The 15,138-nt window shown below is 71.7% G+C and carries 14 protein-coding genes; 11 read left to right on the top strand and 3 right to left on the bottom strand.

The window, feature by feature from the left end; translation table 11 throughout:
• Positions 1-15: 15 nt before the first annotated feature.
• The 10 genes from J2S63_RS20820 to J2S63_RS20775 all read left to right on the top strand — a co-directional run bounded on the left by J2S63_RS20820 (position 16) and on the right by J2S63_RS20775 (position 11,042).
• Positions 16-1,212: an acyl-CoA dehydrogenase family protein gene (locus tag J2S63_RS20820; RefSeq protein WP_310306371.1), complete on the top strand. Its 1,197-nt coding sequence runs from the start codon at positions 16-18 to the stop codon at positions 1,210-1,212.
• Positions 1,209-2,012 carry an SDR family oxidoreductase gene (locus tag J2S63_RS20815; protein ID WP_310306368.1) on the top strand — a complete coding sequence of 268 codons (804 nt, stop codon included), beginning with the start codon at positions 1,209-1,211 and terminating at the stop codon, positions 2,010-2,012. Before J2S63_RS20820 ends, J2S63_RS20815 begins: the two co-directional genes overlap by 4 nt.
• Positions 2,013-2,020: 8 nt before the next feature.
• Complete coding sequence (locus tag J2S63_RS20810) at positions 2,021-2,623, top strand: TetR/AcrR family transcriptional regulator (protein ID WP_310306365.1); 603 nt, start codon at positions 2,021-2,023, stop codon at positions 2,621-2,623.
• Positions 2,616-3,770 (top strand): acetyl-CoA C-acetyltransferase, encoded by a 1,155-nt coding sequence (locus J2S63_RS20805; RefSeq protein WP_310306363.1) that lies wholly within the window; start codon positions 2,616-2,618, stop codon positions 3,768-3,770. Before J2S63_RS20810 ends, J2S63_RS20805 begins: the two co-directional genes overlap by 8 nt.
• Positions 3,771-3,809: 39 nt before the next feature.
• On the top strand, positions 3,810-4,826 hold the full coding sequence (locus J2S63_RS20800; RefSeq protein WP_310306361.1) for a GNAT family N-acetyltransferase: 1,017 nt from the start codon (positions 3,810-3,812) through the stop codon (positions 4,824-4,826).
• Between the two features lie 9 nt (positions 4,827-4,835).
• A complete protein-coding gene (locus tag J2S63_RS20795; RefSeq protein WP_310306359.1) occupies positions 4,836-5,960 on the top strand; it encodes a YihY/virulence factor BrkB family protein in 1,125 nt (374 codons plus the stop codon).
• A 171-nt stretch (positions 5,961-6,131) separates the two neighbouring features.
• On the top strand, positions 6,132-7,280 hold the full coding sequence (locus tag J2S63_RS20790; RefSeq protein ID WP_310306357.1) for an NAD-dependent epimerase/dehydratase family protein: 1,149 nt from the start codon (positions 6,132-6,134) through the stop codon (positions 7,278-7,280).
• Positions 7,277-8,218 carry an NAD-dependent epimerase/dehydratase family protein gene (locus J2S63_RS20785; protein ID WP_310306356.1) on the top strand — a complete coding sequence of 314 codons (942 nt, stop codon included), beginning with the start codon at positions 7,277-7,279 and terminating at the stop codon, positions 8,216-8,218. The genes J2S63_RS20790 and J2S63_RS20785 overlap by 4 nt, the downstream gene beginning before the upstream one ends.
• Complete coding sequence (locus J2S63_RS20780; RefSeq protein WP_310306353.1) at positions 8,215-9,024, top strand: glycosyltransferase family 2 protein; 810 nt, start codon at positions 8,215-8,217, stop codon at positions 9,022-9,024. Before J2S63_RS20785 ends, J2S63_RS20780 begins: the two co-directional genes overlap by 4 nt.
• Entirely contained in the window at positions 9,024-11,042 is a 2,019-nt protein-coding gene (locus tag J2S63_RS20775; RefSeq protein ID WP_310306351.1) for a hypothetical protein, read from the top strand. Before J2S63_RS20780 ends, J2S63_RS20775 begins: the two co-directional genes overlap by 1 nt.
• Positions 11,043-11,057: 15 nt before the next feature.
• Here J2S63_RS20775 and J2S63_RS20770 read toward each other — a convergent pair whose 3' ends face one another.
• Genes J2S63_RS20770 through J2S63_RS20760 form a run of 3 tightly spaced genes read right to left on the bottom strand, consistent with a single transcriptional unit; the run spans position 11,058 to position 13,862 of the window.
• Positions 11,058-11,408 (bottom strand): MmcQ/YjbR family DNA-binding protein, encoded by a 351-nt coding sequence (locus tag J2S63_RS20770; RefSeq protein ID WP_310306349.1) that lies wholly within the window; start codon positions 11,406-11,408, stop codon positions 11,058-11,060.
• Complete coding sequence (locus tag J2S63_RS20765) at positions 11,405-11,779, bottom strand: hypothetical protein (RefSeq protein WP_310306347.1); 375 nt, start codon at positions 11,777-11,779, stop codon at positions 11,405-11,407. Before J2S63_RS20765 ends, J2S63_RS20770 begins: the two co-directional genes overlap by 4 nt.
• A 1-nt stretch (position 11,780) precedes the next feature.
• Positions 11,781-13,862: a prolyl oligopeptidase family serine peptidase gene (locus J2S63_RS20760; protein WP_310306345.1), complete on the bottom strand. Its 2,082-nt coding sequence runs from the start codon at positions 13,860-13,862 to the stop codon at positions 11,781-11,783.
• 44 nt (positions 13,863-13,906) lie between these two features.
• Between J2S63_RS20760 and J2S63_RS20755 the strand changes: the two genes are divergently transcribed.
• Positions 13,907-14,764 carry an alpha/beta fold hydrolase gene (locus J2S63_RS20755; protein ID WP_310306343.1) on the top strand — a complete coding sequence of 286 codons (858 nt, stop codon included), beginning with the start codon at positions 13,907-13,909 and terminating at the stop codon, positions 14,762-14,764.
• Positions 14,765-15,138 lie beyond the last annotated feature (374 nt).

Genomic DNA, 15,138 nt, shown 5'->3' with positions numbered 1-15,138 from the left:
GCCGGAGGAGGTGCCGTGACCCAGACCGACGAGGAGTTCCGGGCCGAGGCCCGCGCCTGGCTCGAGGAGCACCTGTCCGGGGAGTTCGCCGCCCTCAAGGGGCTCGGCGGGCCCGGCAGCGAGCACGTCGCCCACGCCGAGCGCCGCGGCTGGGACCGCCACCTGGCCGAGCACGGCTGGACCTGCGTCGGCTGGCCCGAGGAGCACGGCGGCCGCGGGCTGAGCCTCGCGCAGCAGGTGATCTGGCACGAGGAGTACGCCCGCGCCGAGGCCCCCGCCCGGGTCAACCACCTCGGCGAGGAGCTGCTCGGCCCGACGCTGATCGCGTTCGGCACCTCCGAGCAGCAGGAGCGCTTCCTCCCGCGCATCCGTGCGGTCGACGAGCTGTGGTGCCAGGGCTACTCCGAGCCCGGAGCCGGCTCCGACCTCGCCGCGGTCTCGACCAAGGCACGTCTGGTCTCGACAAGCTCGACCACCGAACCGGAGTGGGTGGTCGACGGGCAGAAGGTCTGGACCTCCATGGCGCACGACGCCGACTGGATCTTCGTCATCGCCCGCACCGAGCCCGGCTCCCGGCTCCACCAGGGCCTGTCGTTCCTGCTCGTCCCGATGGACCAGCCCGGCGTCGAGGTCCGTCCGATCCGCCAGATCACCGGCACGTCCGAGTTCAACGAGGTCTTCTTCACCGGGGCCCGCACCGCGAAGGACCTGGTCGTCGGCGAGCCCGGTGACGGCTGGCGGGTCGCGATGGCGCTGCTCGGCTTCGAGCGCGGGGTGTCCACGCTCGGCCAGCAGCTCGGGTTCCGCCGCGAGCTCGGGCAGGTCGTGGCCACCGCCAGGCGCACCGGCACGTACGACGACCCGGTCGTCCGCGACCGCCTCGCCCAGGCGGCGGTCGGCCTCGAGGTGATGCGGTCCAACGCGCTGCGCATCCTGAGCGAGAACCTCCGCGGCGAGGGCGCCGCCAGGGGCCAGGACAACGTCGCCAAGCTCGTCTGGGCCGACTGGCACAAGCACCTCGGCGAGCTCGCCATGGAGGTCCAGGGCTCCGCCGGCCTGGTCGCCGAGGAGGACGGGCTCACCGAGTCCCAGCGACTGTTCCTCTTCACCCGCGCCGACACGATCTACGGCGGCTCCGACGAGGTGCAGCGCACCATCATCGCCGAGCGGGTGCTCGGCCTTCCCCGCGAGCCGAGAGGCACCTCCACATGACCACGCACCGCCCCGAGCAGCCGGCCCCCGACTACGTCCCGGCCCACGGTCTCCTCACCGGCAAGGTCGTCGTCGTGACGGCCGCAGCGGGCGCGGGCATCGGCGCGGCCGTCATACGCCGGGTGCTGGAGGAGGGCGCCGAGGGCGTCGTCCTGGGCGACACGCACGAGCGACGGTTGTCGGAGGCACAAGAATCTCTGGCACAGGAGTTCGGCGCCGATCGCGTGGCGTCGTTGACGTGTGACGTCACCGACGAGGCGCAGGTGCAGGCGCTGCTGGCCGAGGCCGACCGCTTCGGCGGCGTCGACGTGATGGTCAACAACGCCGGGCTCGGTGGCACGGCGGACATCCTCGACATGACCGACGAGGAGTGGTCGCGGGTCATCGACATCACCCTCACCGGCACGATGCGCTGCATCCGGGCCGCGGGGGCGCGCATGAAGGACGCGGGCAAGCGGGGCGTGATCGTCAACAACGCCTCGGTGATCGGCTGGCGGGCCCAGGAGGGACAGGCCCACTACGCCGCGGCCAAGGCGGGGGTCATGGCGCTGACCCGCTGCTCGGCGCTGGACCTCGCCCCGCACGGCATCCGCGTCAACGCGGTGTCCCCGAGCCTGGCGATGCACCCGTTCCTCGCCAAGGTCACCTCCGACGAGCTCCTCGCCGAGCTCAAGCAGCGCGAGGCCTTCGGTCGCGCGGCCGAGCCGTGGGAGGTCGCCAACGTGATGGTCTTCCTCGCCAGCGACTACTCCTCCTACCTGACCGGGGAAGTCATCTCGGTCAGCTCCCAGCACGCCTAGGAGTCACCGTGACGGAGACCGAGACCCGGAGCAGGCGCGAGCAGCTGCTGGCGATCGCCGGCGGCCTGTTCGCCGAGCGTGGGTTCAAGAACACGACCGTGCGCGACATCGCCGACGCCGCCGGGATCCTGTCGGGCAGCCTCTACCACCACTTCGACTCCAAGGAGTCGATCGTCGACGAGCTGCTCTCGACCTTCCAGCGCGACCTCTTCGCGACGTACGACCGGATCCTGGAGTCGACGCCCGACACCGCCGCGCGCATCGACGCGATCATCCGGGCGTCGTTCGACGCGATCGACCAGCATCACAACGAGGTCGCGATCTTCCAGAACGACGCCGGCTTCCTGATGGGCTTCGAGCGCTTCGCCTACCTGCGCGAGCACAACCGGCGCTTCCGCACGATGTGGGTCGGGCTGCTCGACGAGGGCATGCGGTCGGGCGCCCTACGCACCGACCTCGACCCCGAGCTGACCTACCGCTTCATCCGCGACACCGTCTGGGTCGCCGTGCGGTGGTACCGCCCCGGCGGCGACGTCCCCGCCCGGACCGTCGCCGACCAGTACCTCACGATCCTGCTCAACGGGATCTCACGGAAGGAAGACCATGCCTGAGGCCTACATCGTCGGCGCCGTCCGCACGCCCGTCGGACGCCGCAGGGGCGCCCTGGCGTCGATGCACTCCGCGGACCTCGGCGCGCACGCGCTGTCGGCCCTGATGGAGCGCACCGGCGTCGACCCGGGGGCGGTCGACGACGTGATCATGGGCTGCTGCGACACGATCGGCTCCCAGGCCGGTGACGTCGCGCGCACCGCCTGGCTGGTCGCCGGGCTGCCCGACCACGTCCCGGGCGTCACGATCGACCGGCAGTGCGGCTCCTCGCAGCAGGCGGTCCACTTCGCCGCGCAGGGCGTCATGTCGGGCACCCAGGACCTCGTCGTGGCCGGTGGCCTGCAGAACATGTCGGCGATCCCGATCTCGAGCGCGATGCTCGTCGCCCAGGACCTCGGCTTCTCCACGCCGTTCGCGGAGTCGCCCGGCTGGGTCCAGAGGTACGGCGACCAGGAGGTCAGCCAGTTCCGCTCGGCCGAGATGATCGCCGAGAAGTGGGAGATCAGCCGCGAGGACATGGAGCGCTTCGCCTACGAGTCCCACCAGCGGGCGATCCGCGCGATCGACGAGGGCCGCTTCGAGCGCGAGATCGCCCCGGTCGGGGAGTTCGCCGTCGACGAGGGGCCGCGACGCGACACCAGCCTCGAGCGGATGGCCGGGCTCAACCCGTTGCTCCCCGACGGGCGCGTCCACGCCGGCGTCTCCTCCCAGATCAGCGACGCGGCGAGCGCGATGCTGCTGGCGTCGCAGAAGGCCGTCGACGAGCACGGCCTCACGCCGCGCGCCCGCATCCACCACCTGTCCGTCCGCGGTGACGACCCGGTCTGGATGCTCACCGGCCCGATCCGGGCGACCGAGCACGCGCTCGCCAGGACGGGCATGAGCATCGACGACATCGACCTCTTCGAGTGCAACGAGGCCTTCGCCTCCGTCGTCCTGGCGTGGGCCAAGGAGACCGGCGCCCCGCTGGAGAAGGTCAACGTCAACGGCGGCGCGATCGCCCTGGGCCACCCGATCGGTGCGACCGGCACGCGGCTGATGACCACGATGCTGCACGAGCTCGAGCGCACCGGTGGTCGCTTCGGGCTGCAGACCATGTGCGAGGGCGGCGGACAGGCCAACGTGACGATCATCGAGCGCCTCGAATAACCCGTTGAGGCCGGGCGCACGACGCGCCACAGTGGCCCCATGGGTGTGGAGATCGAGCGGCTGGACCACGACGACGCGAAGGCGGTCGCCGGGCTCACGGACCTGCACGAGGCGATCCGGGTCGCCGACGCCCCGTTCCAGCACCGCCAGAGCGTCGAGATGGTCGCCGCCGACCTGCGCTACAACCACGACCAGGAGCCGTCGGAGCACTACCTGGCCCGCGTCGGCGGGGAGGTCGCCGGCTTCGGCGCGCTCTACGCCGGCAGCTGGGACAACCTCGACGTCGCCTGGCTGCAGGGCGGCGTGCACCCGAGCCACCGAGGGCGCGGGATCGGCTCCGCGCTCCAGGAGCACCTCCACGCCCGCTGCCTCGAGCTCGGGCGCCCGAGCATCGGTGCCGACGCCTGGGAAGGCACGCCCGGGACCGCCTTCCTCGAGAACCGTGGCTACGACAAGAAGTCGCAGGCGATCCTGCGGCGCCAGCGCCTCGCGTCCCTCCCGCAGGGCCGGGTCGAGGCCCTGCGCGACCACGCGCTGCAGCGCGCCGGCGACTACGAGCTGCTCTTCCTCGACGGCGCACTGCCGGAGGAGATCCTCGAGGACTACTGCCGGATGGCCGCCTCGATCAACGACGCCCCGCTCGACGACCTGGAGCTCGAGGACGACGTCTACGACCCGCGACGCACGCGCCTGGTCGAGGAGGCCCAGCAGGGCCGCAACCGCGACCACCTGCGCGTCGCCGCCCGCCACCGTGGGACGGGCGAGCTCGGCGGGCACACCGAGGTCGTCGTGGAGCGGTGGGACCCCGCCGTGGCCTACCAGTTCGACACCGCGGTGGCGCCGGCCCACCGCGGGCACCGGCTCGGGCTGCTGCTCAAGTCGGCGATGGTCCTCTGGCTGCGTGAGCGCAACCCGGAGGTCCGCACGGTCGACACCTGGAACGCCGAGTCCAACGGCTTCATGATCGAGGTCAACGAGCAGCTCGGCTACGAGGTCGTGGCCCGCGAGCTGCAGTTCCAGCGGCGCCTCCCGGGGAGCCGACCAACCGTCCACTAGCGTGCGAGTGTGCCCTCCGACCTCGTCGACCGCGTCGACGACTTCCAGCGACGCCACGTCGTCGTGGGCTTCCCGCTGGCGGTGGTCTACAAGTTCTTCGACGACCAGGGCCCCTACCTCGCCGCGATCCTCACCTACTACGCGTTCGTTGCGATCTTCCCCATCCTGCTGATCGCCTCGTCGGTCCTCGGCTTCTTCCTCCAGGGCAACGAGGAGCTCTACAAGGCGGTGCTCAACAGTGCGCTCGGACGCTTCCCGATCGTGGGCACGCAGCTGGGGGAGCCGGAGGGCCTGACCGGCAGCCGCAGCGCGATCATCATCGGGTCGCTCGCGGCCCTGTACGGCGCCCTGGGGCTCGCCACGGCTGCTCAGCACGCGCTCAACACGGCCTGGGCGGTCCCGCGCAACAGCCGGTTCAACCCGTTCGTGGGCCGGTTCCGGGCCTTCATCACGCTGCTCGGCGCCGGCATCGCGGTGCTCGGCACCTCGCTGGCAGCGGTCTTCCTCAACAACCTCGACGGGATGCTGGGCACCAACGTCGACGCCTGGATCTCGCGCATCGGCACGCTGCTGGGCATCGCCCTGACCGCTGTCGTCCTGAGCCTGATGATGCGCTACACCACCGCCCGCCGCCCGAGCTTCCGCACGTGCCTGCCCGGCGGCATCACGATCGCGCTGCTGTGGCACGGCCTGCAGATCGGTGGCGGGGCCTACGTCAAGCACGTGATCAACCGCGCCAGCGACATGAACGGCGTGTTCGCCCTGGTCCTCGGGTTGCTGGGCCTGCTGTTCCTGGCGTGCTCCTTCGCCGTGATCGGTGTCGAGGTCAGCGTGGTCACCCGGGAGCGCCTCTACCCCCGTGCGCTGCTCACCCCCTTCACCGACGCGGTGGAGCTCACCGAGGCTGATCGGCGGGCCTACGTGAACTACGCCAAGGCGCTGCGGCACAAGGGCTTCCAGCAGATCGAGGTGACCTTCCACGACCGGGACCGGCCCGACCAGCTGGTCCGGCACGACGAGACGACGGTCAGCATCCCGGTCGTCCGGGAGGGCTCGCCGCAGCCGGAGGAGCCCCCTGGGCGGCGGATCGGCCGGCAGGAACGGGACGGTCGCGGGGGTCGGCGCAGCGGCTGACCCCCGCGGGGCCGAGTGTGATGTGTGCCGCATTCGGTCGTCAGGGAGGCACCTCCCGGGGGAGGGTGCGCTCGGCAGACTCGCCCGGGCCGATTCGCCAATCACCACCCCCTGTCGGTTAACGTTCTGCCGTTACCAGACTGTTCAAAGTCTGACGAAGAAGGAGAAACCGTGCGAATCCTGGTCTTGGGCGGGGACGGCTACCTCGGGTGGCCGACCGCGATGTACTTCTCGGCGAGGGGCCACGACGTGGCCGTCGTCGACAACTACCTGAGGCGCCGGACCGTCCTGGAGGCCGGTTCAGACAGCCTCACGCCCGTCCTCAACCTCCACCAGCGCGTGGAGGCCTGGCGCAAGATCACCGGCCGCACGATCGAGGCGCACCTGTTCGACCTGTGCGACTACGAGCCGCTCGACGCGCTGATGAAGTCGTTCCAGCCCGACGCCGTCGTCCACTACGGGCAGATCCCCTCGGCGCCCTACTCCATGGTCGACCGCATCCACGCCACGTTCACGCAGCAGAACAACATCGTGAACAACCTCAACACGATCTTCGCGATCCTCAACAACAACCCCGAGGTCCACCTGGTCAAGCTCGGGACGATGGGGGAGTACGGCTGCCCCAACATCGACATCGAAGAGGGCTACATCGAGATCGAGCACAAGGGCCGCAAGGACACCCTGCCGTTCCCGAAGCTCCCCCACAGCTGGTACCACGCCTCCAAGGTCGCGGACTCCACCAATATCCACTTCGCCAGCCGCGTCTACGGCCTGCGCGCGACGGACCTCAACCAGGGCGTGGTCTACGGCGTCTCCACCGAGGAGACCGACATCGACCCGGCGCTGATGACGCGCTTCGACTACGACGAGCAGTTCGGCACCGCGCTCAACCGGTTCTGCCTGCAGGCCGTCATCGGCCACCCGCTCACCGTCTACGGCACGGGCGGCCAGACCCGCGGGTTCCTCAACATCCGCGACACCCTCCGGTGCGTCGAGCTGGCGGTCGAGAACCCCGCCGACCGCGGTGAGTTCCGGGTGTTCAACCAGTTCACCGAGTCCTTCTCGATCCGCGGCCTCGCCGAGACGGTGCAGAAGTCGGCCCGTGAGCTCGGCCTCGAGGTCGAGATCGCCTCGGTGGAGAACCCGCGCACCGAGGCGCAGGAGCACTACTACAACCCGACGCACACCAAGCTGATCGACCTGGGTCTCAAGCCGACGCTGATGTCGGACGACCTGGTGAAGAACACGCTGCAGGTCCTCATGCAGCACAAGGACCGCGCCGTCGTCGAGGCGATCGCACCGCGCACCACGTGGTCGTGAGCGCGCGGACGGTCCTCGTCACCGGAGGGGCCGGCTTCGTCGGGGTCAACCTCGGCCGCCTGCTCCGTGACGAGGGCTTCCGCACGCGCTGCTTCGACAACTTCACGACGGGCTCGCGAGCCGACGCCGAGGCGGCCGGCTACGACGAGATCGTCGAGGGCGACATCCGCCACCTCGAGCAGCTCGCGGAGGCGGTCTCCGACGTCGACCTGGTCGTGCACCTCGCCGCTCAGAGCGGGGTGCCGACCTCGGTCGCCGACCCGGTCCACGACTGCGAGCTCAACGTCCGCGGCACCCTCAACGCCCTCATCGCCTCGCGCGACGCGGGCGTGCAGGGGTTCGTGATGGCGAGCTCGAGCGCGCCCCTGGGGCCGACCACGCCGCCGGTGGACGAGCGGACCGTGCCGCGGCCGATCTCGCCGTACGGCGCCTCCAAGCTCGCCGGTGAGGCCTACTGCTCGGCGTTCGCCGGCTCCTACGGGCTGCCCACGGTGGCCCTGCGCTTCACCAACGTCTACGGGCCCTACAGCTACCACAAGGGCTCGGTCGTGGCGGCCTTCTGCAAGGCGGCCGCCTCCGACGAGCCGATGGTCATCCACGGCGACGGCTCGCAGACGCGTGACTTCGTCTTCGTCGAGGACCTGTGCCGCGGCATGGTCCAGGCCCTCACCAGCGGGGCGGCCGGCATGGTCGCCCATCTCGGCTCCGGCACGGAGACCTCGATCGCCGAGGTCGCCAATGAGATCGCGGTCCGTTTCCCCGGCGACGTGCCCACCCAGCACGTCGAGGAGCGCGTGGGCGACATCCCGCGCACCTACGCCGACATCTCGCTGGCCCGGCGCGAGCTCGGCTACAACCCCACCACCAGCCTCCAGGACGGGCTCGACGCGACCGTTGCGTGGTTCCGCGAGGCCGACCTCTCAGGAGCAGCAGGATGAGCGAGTCCGTTCTCGAGCGGGAGGGCCTCCAGGAGGAGGTCGGCTCCGCCGTCGCCGCCGCCGTCGCCGCCGCCCCGGCCCTCACCACGCCGACGGTGGCCGTCGTGATCGCCGCCCTCGACGAGGCCGAGTCGATCGACGGCGTGCTCACCTCGCTGCCGGCCCAGCTCGAGGGCCTCGCGGTCATGCCCGTCGTGGTCGACGACGGCAGCAGCGACGCGACCAGCGCCGTGGCCGCCCAGGCCGGCGCCGTCGTCGTGCGCCACCCCCGCAACCTCGGCCAGGGCGAGGGCCTGCGCACCGGCTTCGCCGTCGCCAAGGGCGTCGGCGCGGACGTCATCGTCACGATGGACGCCGACGGCCAGCACGACCCGGACGACCTGCCCGCCCTGGTGGGTCCCGTCGTCCGTGGCGAGGCCGACTACGTCCAGGGCTCCCGCTTCCTGGGGGAGTACGACGACGCGCACAGCGCGCGCCACGTGGGCATCAAGATCTTCACCTGGCTGCTCAACGTGGTGGCCCGGCTGCGCATCACCGACTGCACCAACGGCTTCCGCGCCGTCCGCGCCAGCGAGCTGCACCGCCTGACGCTGGTCGAGGACCGCTTCTCGGCCTCGGAGATCCTCATCCAGGCAGCCGTGCACGGCCTGCGGGTCCGTGAGGTGCCCGTGCACATCCGCGCCCGCGAGGTCGGCGAGAGCCGCAAGCCGCGCGGTCTCGCCTACCCCCTGGGCTACCTCCGCGTCGTGGGTCGCTCGTGGCTGCGCGCGCGTCGCTCGGTCCGGGAGCGCCCCCGGGCGACCTGATGCCCGCTGTCGCGTCGTTCCTCCTCGTCGCGGTTCTCCCCGGTCTGGCCTGCGCGGTCGTGCTGCGCGGCCTGCGTGGCTCGCCCCACCCCTCGGGCCCGGCCTTCCTCGCCGTCGTGGCGGGGGCGGGGCTCACGTGCTGGACCCTGGTCGCAGGGATCCTGGGGCGCACCGTCGGGCTCACCGCCGCCTCCACCTGGACCGCGACCGGCGTGGTCGGGGCGGTCAGCCTCGTGCTGCTGGCGCTCCCGTCCTCGCGACGCGTGCTGGGCGCGCGTCCGTTCCCCCGCCGCGAGGTCGCCTGGGGGTGGTCGGTGCTCGGGCTGGGGGCCCTCGCCTGGCTCCCGATGGGCCTCCTGGTGTGGCAGACGACCTGGGGCCCGCTGGGCGGCACCTCGTGGTACTACTCCGCCCTGGCCCAGCAGACCGCCGCGGCAGGCCATCTGCCGGCGACGTCGGTCGAGTTCGGGACGACGGTGCCGTTCCTCAGCGACTACCCGCTGTTCACCCTCGGCACGGCGTTCCTCAACGTCCAGGTGCCCGCCGACCAGGTCCACGTCGTGCGCCAGCTGCTCACGACCGTCCCGGTGCTCTACCTCGCGGTCGGCACCGCCGCCCTCGCGCGGGCCCTGGGAGCCTCGCGTCTGGCGTCGCTGGCCGCCGTACCGATCGCCATCGGCAGCGGCATCGCGATCCTCAAGCTGACCGCCTACCGGCCCGAGGGCTTCGCCCTCGGCGTCGCCGTGCTCGCCGTCGCCCTCGTCGCCCTGGGGCTGCGTGCTCGCGACCCCGGGGTCCTGGCCGTGGGCGGCGCCGTCACCGCGGTGCTCTCCCAGGTGCACGGCATCGCCGTCGTCACCGCCGCGGCCTACCTCGTCGCGGTGTCCGTGGCGCTGTGGGCCAAGGAGAGGTCCTGGGCGTTCGTGCGCGTGGTCGCGCTGGCCGCGGGCCTGGTCGTGGCGGCCACCCTGGTCACCCTGGTGGTCACCGGCTCGGTGGCCGGGCAGATGCACCACGGCGGCATCAGCGACCTCGCGGGACGCGGGGACCCGACGTGGGAGTTCCTCCGGGCAGCGCGTGACAAGCCACCGAGCGAGCCGCCGACGCGTCTGGAGCTCGTGCAGGCCAAGCTCCACGGCAGCGTGCGCGGCGACGCCCTGTGGTACCTCGTGGTGGCCCTGGTCTGCTACGCGCTCCTGCTGGTGACTCGTGCCACCCGCAAGCGGCTCGGGCCGCTGGCCGTCTTCATGCCGGTCGCGCTGGTGTGCCTGACCATCCCGGTCGCCGTCCTGCTGTTCGGCTGGGACAGCTACGTGCCCCGTCGCACCGGCACCCTCCGGATGCTGAGCGAGGCCAGCCTGATCCGGCCGGTGCTGCTGGCAGGGGGCGCGACCGCGGCGGCGCTCCTGCTGCGGTCGAGGTTCCGTCGTTCCTGGGTCGTCCCCGCCTTCCAGGTCGCCGTGCTGGTGCTGGCGCTGGCCGTCGGCGTCACCGCCACCGCGCACCAGGCCGCCGGGCGCAAGGCCAACCGGACGCATCCCGAGGACCTCCAGGCGCTGAGCGACCTCGACATCCCGCCCGACTCGACCGTGCTGACCGACGGCTACAGCGAGGGCATCATCCACGCCGTGACCGGGGCGCACGGCCTGCTCGAGGGGCGGGCGCCGTACACCTTCCCGCACGTGCTGTACCGGGCCAACCTCCTGCTCCGCGAGGCGCGTGAGTTCTACGCCCACCCGCGCGCCAACCGCGCGTTCCTCGACGAGAACGGCGTGGACTACGTGATCGTGCAGCGCGAGCCCAAGGTGCTGGCCAGCGCCTACCGGTTCGACACCCGCAACGCCGACCGCCGCCTGAGCAAGGGCTCGGCGTTCGAGCAGGTGCTCGACACCCCACGCCTGGCGGTGTTCCGCTACCTCGGCGCGGACGGAGCCGAGGGAGCCGAGGGCGCCACCGGAGCCGTGGGGGCGTCCGGCCCCAACGGCGCGGCCGGCGCCCTGGCGGGCTCGGAGGGCTGATCCGGACCCGCTGCCTCAGCCGGGCAGCACCTCGCCGCGCTCGGCGAGCAGGTCGTCGGGTGCGCTCAGGCGCCAGGCCTCGAAGGTGAGCTCGGCCAGCTCGTCGCGCTCCACACCTTCGACCCGCACCACCACCCACCCGAAGCCGCGGGAGGTGAGCTGCACCTCGAAGACCTCCGGCCGCTCGGCGACCAGGCTCAGCTGCTCCAGGATCGTCTGCTTGAGCCCGACTGTGCGGGTCGGCTCCCAGAGGTAGGCGAAGGTCGCCCCGCAGACGTCGTAGCGCCAGTAGCGGTCGCGGTCGTGCGCGGCGACGCCCGGCAGCTGGGCGACCAGCGAGCGGAAGTCGTCGAGCGAGCAGCTCACTTGTAGCGGAAGCCGTCCCTGAACCGCCGGAACACCCCGCCGCGGCGAGGGAGCGGCTCGGTGGGTGGTGGGGTCGTCGTACGCCGCGTGGCGATCGGCTGGTCGTAGTCGGTGCGCAGGATCGCCTCGATCACCTGCTCCTCGGTGAACTCCTCGGATCCCTCGATCAACGGCACGAACCCGACCAGCATCCCGTTGCGCATCACCTGCGCCTCGAGCCCGGCGGTGCCGTCGGTGTCCCAGCTCGCCACCCGACCGTCGGGCAGCCGGATGTCGACCCCGAACTGGTAGACGCCGACCCGGGCGATGTCGGCGTCGGTGCCGCGGTCACGCAGGGCGTCCACGACGCGGCGGGCGCGGTTCTCGTCCATCTCAGTCCTCCAGGTGGTGCAGCACGAACGCGTAGATGTCGGTCGCCTTGCCGACCTGTTCGTCGAGCGAGGCGCCCATGCCGTGACCCCCGGCCTCGGTGCGGAGCAGCACCGGACCGCCCGTGGTCGCGGCCTGCAGCCGGGCGGCCATCTTCTTGGCGTGCCAGGCCTCCACCCGCGGGTCGAACTCGCCGGCGGTGAGGAGCACGGGTGGGTAGGCGGTGCCGTCGACGACGTGGTGGTAGGGGGAGTAGGCCAGGAGCGCGCGGAACTCGTCCTCATTCTCGACGGTGCCGAACTCGGCGGTGTTGAAGGCGCCGTTGGGCGTGGTCTCGGACCGCAGCGCGTCCATCACCGGCACCATCGCGACGACGGTGGCCGCGAGGTCGGGCCGCTGGGTCAGCACGGCACCCATGAGCAGGCCGCCGTTGGATCCGCCGATGACCGCCAGCCGACCCCGGGTCGTCACGCCCGTCTCGACGAGGTGGTCCGCGCACGCGATGAAGTCGTCGAAGCAGTTCTGCTTGGTGGTGAGACGTCCGCCGTGGTGCCACTCGACGCCGTACTCCCCGCCGCCGCGGATGTTGGCGACGGCGAGGACGCCACCCCGCTCCAGCCAGACCACGTCGTCGGCGGAGAACCACGGCTTGAGCGAGAGGCCGTAGCCGCCGTACGCCGTGAGGAGGGTGGGCGCGCTCGGGCCGGTGCCGGGCGCGGAGATCAGGTTGATCGGCACCTGGGTGCCGTCCGCGGACGTGGCGAACACGCGGCGCACCTCGTAGCCGGACAGGTCGATCGGCGGGCGCGTGTCGAGCCCTGTCGGGTGGCGCCGGCCGTCCTCGTCGACGACCCACCACGTGCGCGGGGTCGTGTAGGTGGTGAGGCTGAACGCCACGCGACCGTCACCGAGCGGGAGCAGGTCGGAGAACATGCCGGGTCCGTAGCGGGTCAGGCCCTCGATCGCGCACACCGGCGGCAGGTCGAGCCCGGGCAGCGGTGTCCCGTCCAGGGTGAAGCGGCGCAGTCCGGACGGACCGCCGTCGAGGTCGACCACCCAGAGGTGGTGCTCGGACAGGGTGAAGCCCTCGATGGTCAGGTCGCTGTGCTCGACCACCGTCTCGAGCGGCCCGTCCGGCAGCGTGCGGCGCACGACCTGCCCGCGGGGCGTGTCCTTGGTGGCCAGCAGGTAGAGCTGGTCGTCGGGACCGACCCGCGCGTCGACGTACCCCTCGTCGAGGTCGGCCACGCGCGTCCACTGCGCCTGGCCCGGGCCGCCGTCCTGCGGGCGCACGAAGACCTGCCACTCGTTGCCGTCGCCCCGCTGCACCAGGTCGAGCACCCAGCGACCGTCGGGCGAGGTGGACAGGAAGTTCTCCGCGATCCGGTCGTCGGCGAAGACGCCGCTCAGCTCGACCTCGGTGGTGCCCGTCCCGAGGTCGTGGAAGGCGACCTCCTGGAAGAACCCGAGCTCCCCCTCGGCGGCCTCCTCGGGGCCCGCGTGGCGGGTGCACCAGAACCCGGAGCCGTCCGCCTTCCAGGCCAGGGACCCGCCGGCGACCCCGCTGTTGACGTAGGGGAGCGGCTCGCCGAGGCGCTCGCCGGTGGCGACGTCGAGGACGTGGACCGTGCCGGCCTCGGTGCCGTTCTCCGACAGGCTGACCGCGACGCGGGAGCCGTCGGGGGAGACGCGGAAGAAGTCGATCGCGGTCGTGCCGCCGGCGTCGATCCGGTCGGGGTCGACCAGCACCCGCTCGTCGCTGAGGCCCTCCAGGTCGCTGAACGCGACCAGGAACGGCTGCTGACGGGGCGGCTGGTGCTTGAGCGCGACGTAGGTCGAGCCGCCGCCGCCGTTGCTCAGCCGGCTGTAGCCCACGGACTCGGCCCTCATCACCGCCGCGACCCGCTCGGCGATCGCCGGCCACTCCGGGATCGCGTCGAGGTAGGCGCGGGTGCGTGAGCTCTGCTCGCGCGTCCACTCCCGCGTCTCGTCGGTCTGCTCCTCGAGCCAGCGGTAGTCCTCGGTCACGTCCACGCCGAAGTGCGACGTCGTGGTCGGCTCTCGTCTCGTCGCGGGCGTCTCCATGACCACACCCTGCCAAACAGGTGGGTGTCGCTCACAATGTCCTCATGGTGAGCGCACGCGTGGAGGCCTGGCGGGACCGTGGACGGTACGTCGAGGTGGAGGGCCACTCGATCTTCGTCGTCGAGCGCGACGGTGCGGGGACGCCGGTCGTGGTCGTGCACGGCTACCCGGGCTCGTCCCACGACTTCGCGCAGGTGGTCGACCGTCTGGACCGGCCGGTGGTGGTCTTCGACCTGCTGGGCTACGGCTTCTCGGCCAAGCCGGCCGACGCGTCGTACTCGCTGTTCGAGCAGGCCGACCTGGTCGAGGCCCTGCTGCGGCACCTCGGGATCGGCGCGTGCGCGCTGGTCGGGCACGACATGGGCACGACGGTCGTCGCCGAGCTGCTGTCCCGGGCGAACCGCGGCGCCCTCGGCTTCGCGGTCACGAGCGTCGTGCTGCTCAACGGGTCGATCTTCATCGACCTGGCGCAGCTGACCCGGGGTCAGCGACTGGGCCTCCTCGCCCACGGACGGCGTCTGCCGTTCGCCTTCCCCGTGTCCTTCCTGCGTCGCAACATCCGCGAGAGCGTGGCGCCCGGGACGAACCTCGGTGACGAGCAGCTCGAGGACCTGGTCGACCTCATCCGGCTCGACGGCGGGGACCGGTTGCTGACGCGGCAGATCAACTACGTCCGGGAGCGCCGGGCCCACCAGGCGACGTGGACCGCGGCCCTCGTCGAGTTCCCCGGTCGCCTCAGCGCCGTGTGGGGCGTGCTCGACCCGATCGCGGTCACGGCGATGCCGCAGAGGCTGGCCGCGCTGCGGCCCGGCACCGACGTGGTGCTGCTCGCCGGCGTCGGCCACTGGCCCTCCATCGAGGCCCCGGAGCGGGTCGCCGCGGAGATCGCTGCCCGGACCTGAGGTGGCTGGTCGGGCCGACTGGAAATGTCGGTGGACCTGGTGGAATGTCGTCATGACAGCAGCTGGTTCACCACCGGGGTGACCTTGACCCGCACGCCGGGGCGAGCTCTCGGGCGCGTAGGCCTGGTCGGTCTGTTCTTCGATGATGAGCTCGGCGGTCGCGGAGATGTCCAGGGCGTACTGCGGGTCGGCCAGGATCCCCAGGCCTTTGGTCATCAGGACGTTCTCCGGCTCGGTGGCGCCGAGGATCAGCTGCTCGCGGACCTTCTGCTCCAGGGCGTCCTTGAGGGCAAGCAGGTCGGGCACGTCGGCGACGGTCTCCATCCGGCCCGTGCCGTTGGGCCGCGAGTCCTCGCCGACCAGCGCGTCGCCGC

The organism is Nocardioides marmoribigeumensis (assembly GCF_031458325.1).
Classification (GTDB): domain Bacteria; phylum Actinomycetota; class Actinomycetes; order Propionibacteriales; family Nocardioidaceae; genus Marmoricola_A; species Marmoricola_A marmoribigeumensis.
The sequence above is the reverse complement of the archived record's forward strand: the minus strand, read 5'-3'. Positions and strand labels throughout refer to the sequence as shown.